This is a genomic window from Actinophytocola sp., from assembly GCF_035942955.1.
Lineage (GTDB): Bacteria > Actinomycetota > Actinomycetes > Mycobacteriales > Pseudonocardiaceae > DASYTH01.
This window is the reverse complement of record NZ_DASZCQ010000261.1, coordinates 50,210-63,537: the sequence shown is the minus strand read 5'-3', so window position 1 is coordinate 63,537 and position 13,328 is coordinate 50,210. Positions and strand designations below refer to the sequence as shown.

At 68.9% G+C, this 13,328-nt stretch carries 14 protein-coding genes and 1 pseudogene; 8 read left to right on the top strand and 7 right to left on the bottom strand.

Translation table 11 applies throughout. From position 1 onward, the window contains the following. Window positions 1-1,084, bottom strand: a 1,084-nt coding sequence (gene miaB / locus VGX25_RS26715; RefSeq protein WP_326920659.1) for a tRNA (N6-isopentenyl adenosine(37)-C2)-methylthiotransferase MiaB, incomplete at its 3' end; no start/stop codon positions are given. Between the two features lie 200 nt (window positions 1,085-1,284). Here miaB and VGX25_RS26710 point away from each other — a divergent pair. The 5 genes from VGX25_RS26710 (at window position 1,285) to VGX25_RS26690 (ending at window position 5,131) form a co-directional block, all read left to right on the top strand. Continuing rightward, entirely contained in the window at window positions 1,285-2,013 is a 729-nt protein-coding gene (locus VGX25_RS26710) for an amino acid ABC transporter ATP-binding protein (RefSeq protein WP_326920664.1), read from the top strand. A gap of 60 nt (window positions 2,014-2,073) precedes the next feature. Beyond that, window positions 2,074-2,958 carry a glutamate ABC transporter substrate-binding protein gene (locus tag VGX25_RS26705; protein ID WP_326920658.1) on the top strand — a complete coding sequence of 295 codons (885 nt, stop codon included), beginning with the start codon at window positions 2,074-2,076 and terminating at the stop codon, window positions 2,956-2,958. 73 nt (window positions 2,959-3,031) lie between these two features. Then, the gene (locus VGX25_RS26700) at window positions 3,032-3,688 is read left to right on the top strand and encodes an amino acid ABC transporter permease (RefSeq protein WP_326920657.1); all 657 of its coding nucleotides are present in this window, start codon (window positions 3,032-3,034) and stop codon (window positions 3,686-3,688) included. Then, complete coding sequence (locus VGX25_RS26695; protein ID WP_326920656.1) at window positions 3,685-4,548, top strand: amino acid ABC transporter permease; 864 nt, start codon at window positions 3,685-3,687, stop codon at window positions 4,546-4,548. Before VGX25_RS26700 ends, VGX25_RS26695 begins: the two co-directional genes overlap by 4 nt. 223 nt (window positions 4,549-4,771) lie before the next feature. After that, window positions 4,772-5,131: a hypothetical protein gene (locus VGX25_RS26690; RefSeq protein ID WP_326920655.1), complete on the top strand. Its 360-nt coding sequence runs from the start codon at window positions 4,772-4,774 to the stop codon at window positions 5,129-5,131. A 4-nt stretch (window positions 5,132-5,135) separates the two neighbouring features. Here the strand turns inward: VGX25_RS26690 and VGX25_RS26685 are convergent, their stop codons facing one another. Continuing rightward, on the bottom strand, window positions 5,136-5,711 hold the full coding sequence (locus VGX25_RS26685; protein WP_326920654.1) for a CGNR zinc finger domain-containing protein: 576 nt from the start codon (window positions 5,709-5,711) through the stop codon (window positions 5,136-5,138). 88 nt (window positions 5,712-5,799) lie between these two features. On the opposite strand from VGX25_RS26685, the pseudogene VGX25_RS26675 reads away from it, so the two are divergent. The 3 genes and pseudogenes from VGX25_RS26675 (at window position 5,800) to VGX25_RS26665 (ending at window position 7,857) form a co-directional block, all read left to right on the top strand. Further along, window positions 5,800-6,830: pseudogene (locus VGX25_RS26675) on the top strand (winged helix DNA-binding domain-containing protein). Window positions 6,831-6,890: 60 nt separating this feature from the next. Then, entirely contained in the window at window positions 6,891-7,409 is a 519-nt protein-coding gene (locus tag VGX25_RS26670; RefSeq protein WP_326920651.1) for a hypothetical protein, read from the top strand. A gap of 13 nt (window positions 7,410-7,422) precedes the next feature. Continuing rightward, window positions 7,423-7,857: a hypothetical protein gene (locus tag VGX25_RS26665; protein ID WP_326920650.1), complete on the top strand. Its 435-nt coding sequence runs from the start codon at window positions 7,423-7,425 to the stop codon at window positions 7,855-7,857. Here VGX25_RS26665 and VGX25_RS26660 read toward each other — a convergent pair whose 3' ends face one another. The 5 genes from VGX25_RS26660 to recA all read right to left on the bottom strand — a co-directional run bounded on the left by VGX25_RS26660 (window position 7,858) and on the right by recA (window position 13,275). Then, window positions 7,858-8,610, bottom strand: coding sequence for a succinate dehydrogenase/fumarate reductase iron-sulfur subunit (locus tag VGX25_RS26660; protein WP_326920649.1), 753 nt, complete (start codon window positions 8,608-8,610; stop codon window positions 7,858-7,860). It abuts the gene before it with no gap. 1 nt (window position 8,611) lies between these two features. Next, the gene (locus VGX25_RS26655) at window positions 8,612-10,531 is read right to left on the bottom strand and encodes a fumarate reductase/succinate dehydrogenase flavoprotein subunit (RefSeq protein ID WP_326920648.1); all 1,920 of its coding nucleotides are present in this window, start codon (window positions 10,529-10,531) and stop codon (window positions 8,612-8,614) included. A 9-nt stretch (window positions 10,532-10,540) separates the two neighbouring features. Beyond that, window positions 10,541-11,341, bottom strand: coding sequence for a hypothetical protein (locus VGX25_RS26650; RefSeq protein WP_326920647.1), 801 nt, complete (start codon window positions 11,339-11,341; stop codon window positions 10,541-10,543). A 218-nt stretch (window positions 11,342-11,559) separates the two neighbouring features. Beyond that, window positions 11,560-12,084: a regulatory protein RecX gene (locus tag VGX25_RS26645; RefSeq protein ID WP_326920646.1), complete on the bottom strand. Its 525-nt coding sequence runs from the start codon at window positions 12,082-12,084 to the stop codon at window positions 11,560-11,562. A 153-nt stretch (window positions 12,085-12,237) separates the two neighbouring features. Then, on the bottom strand, window positions 12,238-13,275 hold the full coding sequence (gene recA / locus VGX25_RS26640) for a recombinase RecA (protein ID WP_326920645.1): 1,038 nt from the start codon (window positions 13,273-13,275) through the stop codon (window positions 12,238-12,240). Between the last annotated feature and the right edge of the window lie 53 nt (window positions 13,276-13,328).

Here is a 13,328-nt window from a genome sequence, read left to right as displayed (position 1 = left end):
GCTGGAAGCGGTCCTTGACCACCTCGGGGGGGACCTGGTCGGGCATGGTGGCGGCCTCGGTGCCGGGGCGTGGGGAGTACTGGAAGGTGAAGGCCGAGTCGAACCGGGCCCGCTCGACCAGCTCGAGGGTGTCGGCGAAGTCGGCCTCGGTCTCGCCCGGGAAGCCGACGATGATGTCGGTGGAGCAGGCGAGCCCGGGGATGGCGGCCCGCAACCGGCCGAGGATCTCGAGGTAGCGGCGGCGGCGGTAGCCGCGGCGCATCAGCCGCAGGACCCGGTCGGAGCCCGACTGCAGCGGGAAGTGGACGTGCTCGCACAGCGGCCGGCAGGCGGCCATGGCCTCGACGACGTCGTCGCGGAAGTCCTTGGGGTTTGGGCTGGTGTAGCGCAGCCGCTCCAGCCCCTCCACGCCGTCGAGGGCGCGCAGCAGGTCGCCGAACAGCTGCCGGTGTCCGGGCAGGTCGGTGCCGTAGGAGTTGACGTTCTGGCCGAGCAGGCTGACCTCGAGCACGCCGCTGTCGGCCAGGGCCTGGACCTCGGCGACGACGTCGCCGACCCGGCGGCTGCGCTCCTTGCCGCGAAGCTTGGGGACGATGCAGAAGGTGCAGGTGTTGTTGCAGCCGACGCTGATCGCCACCCAGGCCGACCAGTCGCTGGCCCGCCGGGCCGGCAGGGCCGAGGGGAAGCGCTGCATCTCGTCGAAGAACTCGGCCTGGGCGGTGCCCTGGTCGCGGGCCCGGCGCAGCAGGACCGGCAGGCTGTGCAGGTTGTGGGTGCCGAAGACCACGTCGACCCAGGGGGCGCGCTCCAGCACCCGGTGCTGGTCCTTCTGGGCCAGGCAGCCGCCGACGGCGATGGTCAGCCCGCGCCTGGCCTTGGTGGTGGCCAGGTGCCCGAGGGTCCCGTACAGCTTGTTGTCGGCGTTCTCCCGGACCGCGCAGGTGTTGAGCACCACGACGTCGGGCACCGCGTCCGCGGGCACCGGGACGTAGCCGGCCTGCTCAAGCAGCCCGGACAGCCGCTCGGAGTCGTGGACGTTCATCTGGCACCCGAAGGTGCGAACCTGGTATGTACGCGCGCTCATCTCAGCTCTCGAGCGTACGCTGCGGCGATCTGACCTGGGCCTCGGCCCGAGCGTGATGGAGTTGAGACCTTACGGGTTGGGCAAGCGACACGAACCCGACAGTGGGTGGCGTTAGGGTGCCGCCAGCACGTGCCGGCTAGTCTCGACCCCGACCAACGCGCCGTGGAGGCCAGATGACCGCAGCGAACCCCGCGCCGCCCATGATCAAGATGGTGGAGGTGGACAAGTTCTTCGGGCCGCTGCACGTGCTCAAGAACATCAACCTCGAGGTGCCGCGGGGCCAGGTGGTCGTCGTGATCGGGCCGTCCGGATCGGGCAAGTCGACGCTGTGCCGGGCGATCAACCGGTTGGAGCCGATCAACTCCGGGCTCATCGAGGTCGACGGCAAGCCGCTGCCCGCTGAGGGCAAGGAGCTGGCCCGGCTGCGCGCCGACGTCGGGATGGTCTTCCAGTCGTTCAACCTGTTCGCGCACAAGACGATCATCGACAACGTCATGCTCGCCCCGGTCAAGGTGCGCAAGGAGTCGCAGGCCGACGCCCGCAAGCGGGCCATGGAGCTGCTCGAGCGGGTGGGCATCGCCAACCAGGCGCAGAAGTACCCGGCCCAGCTGTCCGGCGGGCAGCAGCAGCGGGCCGCCATCGCCCGGGCGCTGGCCATGCGCCCCAAGGTCATGCTCTTCGACGAGCCCACCTCGGCACTCGACCCCGAGATGATCAACGAGGTGCTGGACGTCATGGTCAACCTCGCCAAGGAGGGGATGACCATGCTGGTGGTCACCCACGAGATGGGGTTCGCGCGCAACGCGGCCCATCGGGTGGTCTTCATGTCCGACGGCGAGATCGTCGAGGACGCCAGCCCGCACGACTTCTTCACGGCGCCGAAATCCAATCGGGCAAAGGACTTCCTTGGCAAGATCCTCACGCATTGAGGTGTTGTTCTGCGGCGTGGTCGCCCGCGCCGCGTGATCTACAGAGTTGGAGACAGAACGATGAGGGTTCGTACCCTGGCAGTGGGGCTGTTGGTCGGTGGCCTGGCCCTGACCGGCTGCGGCAAGGAGGGCTCCCCCGGTGACTCCGGCTCGCCACCCCAGACGCAGGCGCCCGCCGCGGATGTGAACGTCGAAGGCTCGGCCACGTTCGCCAAGATGAAGAGCCGCGGCAACGTCATCATCGGGGTCAAGGAGGATCAGCCGGGCCTCGGGTTCAAGGACCCGACCACCGGCAAGTACAGCGGCTTCGACATCGAGATCGCCAAGCTGGTGGCGGCCAAGCTCGGGTTCGACGAGAGCAAGATCCAGTACAAGGCGATCCCGTCGGCCGGCCGCGAGCAGGCGATCATCAACGGCGACGTGGACTACTACGTCGGCACGTACACCATCAACGACAAGCGCAAGCAGCAGATCTCCTTCGCCGGGCCGTACTTCACCGCCGGCCAGGACCTGCTGGTGAAGAAGGACGACAACTCGATCACCGGCCCGGAGACGCTGAAGGGCAAGAAGGTCTGCTCGGTGACCGGCTCCACCCCCATCCAGCGGGTGCGCGACCAGAAGCTGACCGACCAGATCACCGAGCTGCAGAACTACTCGCAGTGCGTGACCCAGCTCGACCAGGGCCAGGTTGACGCGGTCACCACCGACGACGCCATCCTCAAGGGCTACGCGGCCCAGGAGCCGGACAAGTTCAAGGTGGTCGGCAAGACCTTCTCCAAGGAGCCGTACGGCATCGGCCTGCCCAAGGACGACAAGCCGCTGCGCGACAAGGTGAACGAGATCCTGCAGAACGCGCTGGACGACGGCACCTGGCAGAAGATCTACGACAGCACGCTCGGCAAGTCGGGCGCCACGGCGCAGAAGCCGACGCTCGAGAAGTACTGATCGGTTCACTGGCCGGTGACCGCCGCGGCGGTCACCGGCCAGTTGGCGTGGCTGGCCGCGGCGAGAGGCATCGATGGACGTCCTGCTCGACAACACCGACATCTTCCTGCGCGGGTTCCGCAACACGATCCTGCTGTTCCTGGTCTCCGCCGCCGGGTCGCTGATCCTGGGCACGATCCTGGCGATGCTGCGGGTCAGCCCGGTGCCGGTGCTGCGGGCGACCGGCACCGCCTACGTGACCATCGTCCGCAACACCCCGCTGACCCTGGTGTTCTTCTTCTTCGTCTTCGCGTTCCCGCTGCTGCGGATCATCAGCCAGGACGACTTCACCCCGTTCCTCGGCGCGGTGATCGCCCTGACGCTGTACACGTCGGCGTTCGTCTGCGAGGTCGTCCGCTCCGGCATCAACACGGTGGCCACCGGTCAGGTCGAGGCGGCAAGGGCGCTCGGGCTGACGTTCGGCCAGAGCCTGGCCAATGTGGTGCTGCCGCAGGCCACCCGCTCGGTGGTGCCGCCGCTGGTGAGCACGATGATCGCACTGCTGAAGAACACCACGATCGCCGCCGGCTTCTCGGTGGTGGAGGCGGGCGCGATCCGCGACTACCTCTCCGAGCGCGGCGAGAGCGTCCTCATCGGACTGCTCTGGGTGGCGTTCCTCTTCGTCATCCTGGTCATTCCGCTGACCCTGCTGCAGCGCGCCCTGGAGAAGCGGTGGAGCGTGGCGCGATGAGCATGAACCTGTTCGACCTGCCCGGCCCGAGGGCCCGCGCGCGGCACCGGATCTATGCGGTCGTCGGCACCCTCGCCGTGGTCGGGGTCGTCGCCTTCGTGATCTTCCGGTTCGCCGACTCCGGCCAGTTCGACGCCCGGCGCTGGGAGTGGATCGAGTACGCGCAGATCCAGCGCGACCTGATCGACGCGTTGGTCAACACGCTCAAGGCGTTCGCGATCGGCGCGGTCCTCGCCCTGATCTTCGGGGCGATCTTCGCCGCCGGGCGGCTGTCCGACCACGCGATCATCCGGGTGCCGTCGATGCTCGTCGTCGAGCTGTTCCGGGCGATCCCACTGGTCATCCTGATGTTCGTGTTCCACTACGGGATCGGGCTCGGCGCGCCGATCAACTCCGTGGTGCTCGGCCTGATGCTCTACAACGGCGCGGTGCTTGCGGAGATCTTCCGGGCCGGCGTGCTCGCGCTGCCGCGGGGGCAGAGCGAGGCCGCCTACGCGGTGGGCATGCGCAAGACCCAGGTGATGAACCTGGTGCTGCTGCCGCAGGCGCTGCGGGCGATGCTTCCGGCGATCGTCAGCCAGCTCGTCGTGCTGCTCAAGGACACCGCGCTCGGCTTCCTGATCACCTACGAGGAGCTGCTGCGCTACGCCCGCTTCCTGGGCAGCCAGGCCCAGTTCGGCCGGCCGCTGGTGCCGCTGACGATCGTGGTCGCGGCAATGTACATCGTCATGTGCCTGCTGCTCACCTGGCTGGCGCACTACCTGAGCAAGCGCGAGCGGCGCAGCAAGAAGCATCTGGATCTCGAGGGGCCGAAGCCGGAGGAGGTCCAGCTCGCCTCCGCGTTGAGCACCGGCGCCTGACAGTTCAGCGAAGATTTCTGATCTTCAGTTGAATAACAGCCAGGTTCCAGTGTGTCACACGTCACGTTCATGGACGCGCTGACGATTTACGATGCACGTGTCCGTGGGTGACGCGCGGGAGGCGCCCGCTATGACGTACAGTAACAATCTCCGTGCTCTACGTGGCCCCATCGTTCCCGGCAAAGTTCAGGAACTTCAGTCCTGGCAGCGAAGCGACCTTCGAATGCGGGGCCGTTCGACCGGCCGGGACTACTACGACGTCCGCGCCAGGCGGTCCAATGTCGCACCGATCCGGCCGATCACGTCGCGGGACGCGGCCCGCCTGCTGCGGGTCGCCGGCTTGACCGTGATCGCCGCCGGTGCGGCCGCGTGGGTCTGGCTGATCCTGGCGTTCGTGAGCTCGATCAGTTCGGGCGACCTTCCCGACGACGCGTTCGGCGCGCGGCTGAGCGGAATCCCGCTCGGCTCGGGCGGGCTGGTCGCGATCGTGGCCGGCGTCCTGCTTGCGACCGTCGGGTCCTGGCTGGCCAGGGCCGCGTACGGCCGGCGGGAGCGAATCCGGAACCGGGGCTACCGGATCTGACCGATCAGCGGCGGCGGGCACGCTGCTTGGCGCGGTTGCCGCAGCGCTCCATGGAGCACCATCGCCGCTTTCCCGGGCGGGACAGGTCAACGAAGATCAGCTCGCAGTCGGGCGCCGTGCACATCCGGACCCGCTTCGCGTAGGGCCCACCGAACAGGTCGATCGCGTCCCTGGCGATCGCCGACAGCGCCTGGGCTCCGGTCGTGGCGATCGCCCAGCTACGCCGATCCCCCGCCAGCAGCGGGATCGGGGCCGGTCGCGCGGCCAACTCGTTGATCATCCCGACCGACGGGCGGGGCAGCGGCCGGCCGGTCATCGCCGCGTGCGCGGCGGACCAGATGGCGCTGCGCAGCTGCCGCGCGGCCGGCAGGTCGTCATCGACCACCCGCACGTCGGTCAGGCGCAGCCGGCAGTCGGCCAGCCATCGGGCAAGATCGTCCGGTGTGCGCAGCGCCTCGTGCCTCAGGTAGCTGCCGACCCCACCGGTGGTCGGCAGCTCAAGGCACAGCGCGCCGGCGTCGAACGGGAACTCGACCCCGCCGTCCCAGCGCAGCATCAGCTCGCTTGACTCCCTGACCACGACACCACTATAACTGGTTACGCCCCGCTTGAACAGGTGAGGAGTGGCCGTGCTGACGCTGCGTCGGGATCAGGTGCTCGCCTGGCGAATGGGCCGGCAGCACCTCGCCGAGCCGGGTACGGCGTCGGCCGTGGAGCTGGCCCGCGTGCTGTGCGGGGTGCAGGCCCAGGTGCAGTCCGCCGCCGAGCAGGCGATCGCGGTGCGTCAGGCGCGGCCGCGGGCCGGCGAGGTGGACATGGCGCTGCGCGAGGATCGGACGCTGGTCCGGTGCTGGTCGGTGCGCGGCACGCTGCACCTGCACGCCGCCGACGACGCGGCCGCGTACGGTGCCGCGCTGGCGCGGTGCGCACGTGGGAGCGGCCGAGCGTGCTGCGCGGGCACGGCATCACCCTGACCGAGATCAACGGGATCATCGAGGCGATCGCCGACGTGCTGCCCGGCCGGATCCTCACCCGCGAGGAGCTGACCGAGGCCGTGCTCGAGCACACCGGGTCGCCGCACCTGGCCGAGATCCTGCGCTCCGGCTGGGGGTTCGCGCTCAAGCCGGCCAGCTGGCTCGGGCTGCTGTGCCACGGCCCGTCGAACGGCAACCGGATCACCTTCACCAGCCCGGCCACCTGGCTGCCCGGCTGGCGGCCGGTCACCGCGGACGAGGCCGGGCCGCGGCTGCTGCGGTCCTATCTCGCCGCGTACGGCCCGGCGACGCTCGACGACTTCGGCCAGTGGCTGTTCCGCGGCGTCGCCAAGGTCTCGCTGCTGCGCGGCTGGCTCGCCGCCGTGCGGGACGAGCTGTCCGAAGTGGATGTCGAAGGGGTCAGGGCGCTCGCCCGCACCGCCGACCTCGACTCGTTGCGTGACACCACACGCAGCACGCTGGTGCGGCTGCTGCCCGCGTTCGACCAGTACGTGATCGCGGTCAACCGGGACCTGATCCCGGCCGAGCACCGCGCCGAGGTCAGCCGCACCGCCGGGTGGATCTCCCCGGTCGTGCTCTACGGCGGCCGGATCGCCGGGGTCTGGAACCTCGACAACGGCAGGGTGTCCGTCGACCCGTTCGAGAAGATCCCGCGGCGCGCGCTGAACGCCGAGATCGACCGGCTGGGTCTGGCCAAAACGTAGGTATCACAAGCGTCGGCGTCGCCATCGGTGAGGCGTGCACCAAGTGGAGGGCGGGCGCAGATGAGCGACAACTACCGGTTCCGCGACGTCAGGTCGGGTCAGGGACCCGTCAACATCGGGCGGGGCAACCGCGCCGCCGGGCGGGACTACCGGGACAACCGGTCCTGGCAACACGTCGACAACCGCGGCGGCCACTACGCCGGCCGGGACTACTACCACGATCAGCGCGCCTATCTGGAGGGCGACAACTACGACGTCCAGGTGGGCCAGCCCGACCCGCTGGACGCGATGGTGAGCGGCAAGGGCATCGGCCGCCTGCTCGCCGGCATCGGCATGCTGGTGATGCTGGCCGGCTTCGGCGGCGTGGGGTTCGTCATCGTGTCGTTCATAATGAAGATCGGACCCGACTCGGCGGCGGACAACCCGTTCGACGCGACCTACGACGGGATCACGATCCTGCCGGTGGCCCTCGTCGCCTTCGTGGCCGGCGCCCTGCTCATGGCGATCGGAACGGCGATGGCCAAGGCGGCCCGGCGGCGGCACGACCGACGCATGCGGCAACGACGCCGCCGCTACTGACGGGAGCCGAACCATGGGCGACAACTACCGGTTCCGGGACGTCACCGGCGGCGCGGGCGGGATCAACATCGGGGACGGGAACGTCTCGGTCGGCGGGGACTACCAGGACAACCGGTCCTGGCAACGGATCGACAACCGGGGCGGGATCTACGCCGGTGGCGACCTGAGTGTGTCGCTGGGACAGGATCTCGAGCTGCTCACCCGCGCGCTGGCGGAGCTGCGGCTGACCCCGGCCGAGCGGCAGCGGGCGGGCCGGGCGCTCGACGAGGCCAGGGTCGCGGCCGCCGCCCACGATCAGGCCGGGATCGGCGGGCACCTGCGCCGGTTCACCGAGGCGCTCAAGGACGCCGGTGCGCTCGCCTCCGCGGGCGGCTCGGTGGTCGAGGCGCTGACCAGGATCGGCCGCTGGCTGGGCCCGGTCGGCGCCGCCCTGCTTGCCCTGCTGTGATCAGCGGCCGCGGCGGAACAGCTTGTTGCCCAGCCACACCACCGGGTCGTACTTGCGGTCGGCGACGCGTTCCTTCATCGGGATCAGGGCGTTGTCGGTGATCTTGATGTGCTCCGGGCAGACCTCGGTGCAGCACTTGGTGATGTTGCAGTAGCCGAGGCCGTGCTCGGACTGGGCGGCGCGGGTGCGGTCGGCGGCGTCCAGCGGGTGCATCTCCAGCTCGGCGATCCGCATCAGGTAGCGCGGACCGGCGAAGCTCTCCTTGTTCTCCTCGTGGTCGCGCACCACGTGGCAGGTGTTCTGGCACAGGAAGCACTCGATGCACTTGCGGAACTCCTGCGAGCGCTCCACGTCGACCTGCTGCATCCGGTACTCGCCGGGGGCGACGCCGGCCGGGGGATGGAACGCGGGGATCTCGCGGGCCTTGGTGTAGTTGAACGACACGTCGGTGACCAGGTCGCGGACCACGGGGAAGGTCCGCATCGGGGTGACCGTGATGACCTCGTTCTCCTCGAAGATCGACATCCGGGTCATGCACAGCAGCCGCGGCATCCCGTTGATCTCCGCCGAGCACGAGCCGCACTTGCCCGCCTTGCAGTTCCAGCGAACCGCGAGATCGGGCGCCTGGGTGGCCTGCAGGCGGTGGATGATGTCGAGCACGACCTCGCCCTCGTTCACCTCGACGGTGAAGTCCTGCAGGGACCCGGAGTCGGCGTCCCCGCGCCACACCCGGAACTCGGCCTTGTAGCCCATGTCAGCTCTTCTTTCGCGGGTAGGCGGCCAGCTCGGCGTCGGTGTAGTACTTCTCGAGCTCGGACAGCTCGAACAGCTCGAGCAGGTCCGGCCGCATCGGCTCCTGCGGCTGCTCGGTGACGGTGACCGCGGGCACCGGCGCGTCGTCGTCCGCTGCGGCCCGGCAGACCAGCAACTTGTTGCGCCAGCTGGGTTCCATGTCCGGGTAGTCGTCCCGGGTGTGGCCGCCGCGGCTCTCCTTGCGGGCCAGCGCCGCTCTGGCCACGCACTCGCTGACCAGCAGCATGTTGCGCAGGTCGATGGCCAGGTGCCAGCCCGGGTTGAACTGCCGGTGCCCCTCGACCATCATGTTGCGCGCCCGCTGCTTGAGCTCGGCCAGCTTGTCCAGCGCCCGCTTCATCTCGTCGGCCGTGCGGATGATGCCGACCAGGTCGTTCATCGCCTGCTGCAGCTCGCTGTGCAGCGTGTAGGGGTTCTCCGCCTCGACGCCGTCGGGCGGCGGGTCGAACGACGCGACGGCCGCGTGCGCCGCGGCGTCCACATCGGACTCGTTGACCGCCGGCCTGCGGTCCAACGACTCCACATAGGACGCGGCGCCGAGGCCGGCCCGGCGGCCGAACACGATCAGGTCGGACAGCGAGTTGCCGCCGAGCCGGTTGGAGCCGTGCATCCCGCCGGAGCATTCGCCGGCGGCGAACAGGCCGGGGACGACCGACGACCCGGAGTCGGGGTCGACCTCGACCCCGCCCATCACGTAATGGCAGGTCGGCCCGACCTCCATCGGCTCCTTGGTGATGTCCACATCGGCCAGTTCCTTGAACTGGTGATACATCGACGGCAGCCGGCGCTTGATCTCCTCGGCCGGCAGCCGGCTGGCGATGTCGAGGAACACGCCGCCGTGCGGGGATCCGCGGCCCTCCTTCACCTCGGTGTTGATCGCGCGGGCCACCTCGTCGCGGGGCAGCAGGTCCGGGGTGCGCCGGTTGTTGTCCGGATCGGTGTACCAGCGGTCGGCCTCGTCCGGCGCCTCGGCGTACTGGCCCTTGAACACCTGCGGGATGTAGCCGAACATGAACCGCTCGTCCTTGGAGTTCTTGAGCACTCCCCCGTCGCCGCGGACGCCCTCGGTGACCAGGATGCCCTTCACGCTCGGCGGCCAGACCATGCCGGTCGGGTGGAACTGGACGAACTCCATGTTGATCAGCGTGGCGCCGGCGCGCAGGGCGAGCGCGTGACCGTCCCCCGTGTACTCCCAGGAGTTCGAGGTGACCTTGAACGACTTGCCGATGCCCCCGGTGGCCAGCACCACGGCCGGCGTCTCGAACAGGATGAACCGGCCGGACTCGCGCCAGTAGCCGAACGCGCCGGCGATCCGATCGCCGTCCTTGAGCAGCTCGGTGATCGTGCACTCGGCGAACACCTTGATCTTCGCCTCGTAGTCGCCGAACTCCTTGAAGTCGTCCTGCTGCAAGGAAACGATCTTCTGCTGCATGGTCCGGATGAGCTCGAGGCCGGTTCGGTCGCCGACGTGGGCCAGCCGCGGGTAGGTGTGGCCGCCGAAGTTGCGCTGGCTGATCCGGCCGTCCTTGGTGCGGTCGAACAGCGCGCCGTAGGTCTCCAGCTCCCAGACCCGCTCCGGGGCCTCCTTGGCGTGCAGCTCGGCCATCCGCCAGTTGTTGAGGAACTTGCCGCCGCGCATCGTGTCGCGGAAATGGACCTGCCAGTTGTCGTTGGAGTTGACGTTGCCCATCGCCGCGGCGCAGCCGCCCTCGGCCATCACGGTGTGCGCCTTGCCGAACAGCGACTTGCACACCACGGCCACGCTGTGCCCCCGCTGCCGCGCCTCGATGACCGCGCGGAGACCGGCGCCCCCGGCGCCGATCACGACCACGTCATAGGCATGCCGCTCAACCTGAATCATGGTTCCTACTCAGTTGACGAAGCGAAGGTCGGAGATCCAGCCCGCGGACACCGCCATGATGTACGCGTCGGTGAAGATCACCGTGAACAGCGAGATCATGGCGAACTGGGCGTGCCTGGCGTTGAGCTTGGACACGAAGTTCCAGTAGGCGTACCGCAGCGGGTGCTTGGAGAAGTTCTTCAGCTTGCCGCCGACGATGTGCCGGCAGGCGTGGCAGGACAGCGTGTAGCCCCACAGCATCACCAGGTTCACCCAGATGATCAGGGTGCCGAGGCCGATGCCGAACCCGCCGTCCTTGCCGTGGAAGGCCAGGACGCCGTCGTAGATGTTGATCAGACCGAAGAGCACGGCGCCGTAGAAGAAGTAGCGGTGCGCGTTCAACAGCACCAGCGGGAACCGGCTTTCCCCGGTGTACTTCTTGTGCGGCTCGGGCACCGCGCACGCCGCGGGCGCCAGGAAGAACGACCGGTAGCCGGCCTTGCGGTAGTAGTAGCAGGTGCCGCGGAAGCCGGCCAGGATCGCGAACGTGATCAGCGCGATCGGGATGAACACCGGCATGGCGGGCAGAATCGTGAAGAAGTGGACCGAGCCGGGCACGCACGACTCGCTCACGCACGGCGAGTAGACCGGCGTCAGATACTGGAACTCCGGGACCCAGTAATAGTCGTTCATGAAGATCCGGCCGGTGGCGTACACGATGAAGAAGGCGAGAACGGCGCCGGTCACCACCGGCGGACGCCACCAACGATCGGTACGGAGGGTGCGCGCGGGAATCTGCGCCCGGCTCTTGGCGCCCACGCTTGTGGTCATCGTGTCCTCGTCTTCGGTTATCCGGCCTGATCCTGGGTGATTCGACGATTCAACACCGTCACGTCGAGTAACCACCGCCCGGCTTGCCACCGGTGGCCCCGTACCGCTGACTGTGCCGCTCCGGTGCCGGTAGGACAAGTACCACACGCCGCGAATCGCCTGGTAAGCCCCCGGTTGGTGGTGTGATCACGGCCTCACCGCGATGACGGCCGACCGGATCAGTCGAGCGGGGCGTCGTCGAGGAGGTCGGTGTCCGCGTCCGCCGACCGGAGCTCGTCCCGAACCACCCGGAACGACATGCCCTGCGAGTAGCCCTTGCGCGCCAGCATGCCCACCAGCCGTCGGACCCTGACGGCGTCGTCGGCCCCGCCGAGCGTGCGCAGCTTCTTGCGGACCAACTGACGCGCCCGCTCCTCCTCGGCGCCGTAGTCGATCGCCGCCACCGCCTCGGCGGTCACCGACTCCTCCACCCCCTTGCGCCGAAGCTCCGCGGCCAACGCCCGCCGCCCCAGCCCCTCGTAGGTGTGCCGGGACCGCACCCACACCTCGGCGAACGACCTGTCGTCCACCAGACCGATCGCGTCGAGCCGCCCGAGCACCCCCTCGATGACCTCGCCATCAATTCCCTTGCGGGCCAACGCCTGCTGCAGTTCCGCCCGGGTCCGCGGCCGAACCGTCAGCAACCGCAAACAGATGTCCTTGGCCCGCTGCACCGGATCCTCAACGTTCGGCGCGTCAGCCATCCCCGACAACCGCCACCCGCCGACCCAACCTCACCACCGCCCGACTACCGCGCCCCACCCGCCAACCGGCACCCGCCAACGAAAACCCAGCCATCCACATACAAGCGCGCCTCCAACCCCCGGGGGCCCACCCCGGTCCCCCTCCTCCGGAACCTAGAAATCAACCGGGGCGGGTTTGTCGTCGGCGTCGAGCTTGGGGCCGATGCCGAGCTTCTCCTTGATGCGCTTCTCGATCTCGTTGCCCACGTCGGGGTTGTCCCGCAGGAACTTGCGCGCGTTCTCCTTGCCCTGCCCGAGCTGATCGCCCTCGTAGGTGTACCAGGCACCGGACTTGCGCAGAATTCCCTGCTCCACACCCATATCGATGAGCGAACCCTCGCGGCTGACGCCGTGCCCGTACAGGATGTCGAACTCGGCCTGCTTGAACGGCGGCGCGCACTTGTTCTTGACCACCTTGACCCGGGTGCGGTTTCCGACCGCCTCGCCGCCGTCCTTGAGGGTCTCGATCCGGCGCACGTCCAGGCGGACGGAGGCGTAGAACTTCAACGCCTTGCCGCCGGTGGTGGTCTCCGGCGAGCCGAACATGACGCCGATCTTTTCGCGCAGTTGGTTGATGAAGATGGCGGTGGTGCCGGAGGTGTTGAGCGCGCCGGCGATCTTGCGGAGGGCTTGGGACATGAGGCGGGCCTGGAGGCCGACGTGGTTGTCGCCCATCTCGCCCTCGATCTCGGCGCGGGGGACCAGGGCGGCGACGGAGTCGATCACGAGGACGTCCAGGGCACCGGAGCGGATCAGCATGTCCGCGATCTCCAGGGCCTGCTCGCCGGTGTCGGGCTGGGAGACCAGGAGGGCGTCGGTGTCGACGCCGAGCGCCTTGGCGTAGTCGGGGTCGAGCGCGTGCTCGGCGTCGATGAACGCCGCGATGCCGCCGGCCCGCTGCGCGTTGGCCACGGCGTGCAGGGCGAGCGACGTCTTGCCGGAGGACTCCGGGCCGTAGATCTCCACGATCCGGCCGCGCGGCAGGCCACCGATGCCCAGCGCCACGTCCAGCGCGATGGAGCCGGTGGGGATGACTTCGATCGGAGCGCGGCCCTCGTCGCCGAGGCGCATCACCGACCCTTTGCCGAAGTTCTTGTCGATCTGGGCGAGGGCGAGCTCGAGCGCCTTCTCCCGGTCCGGTGCTGCTGGCATCTTGGATCCACCTCGGTTGGTTCGAGTCTGTGCACTCACGCCGCCGACGCTAC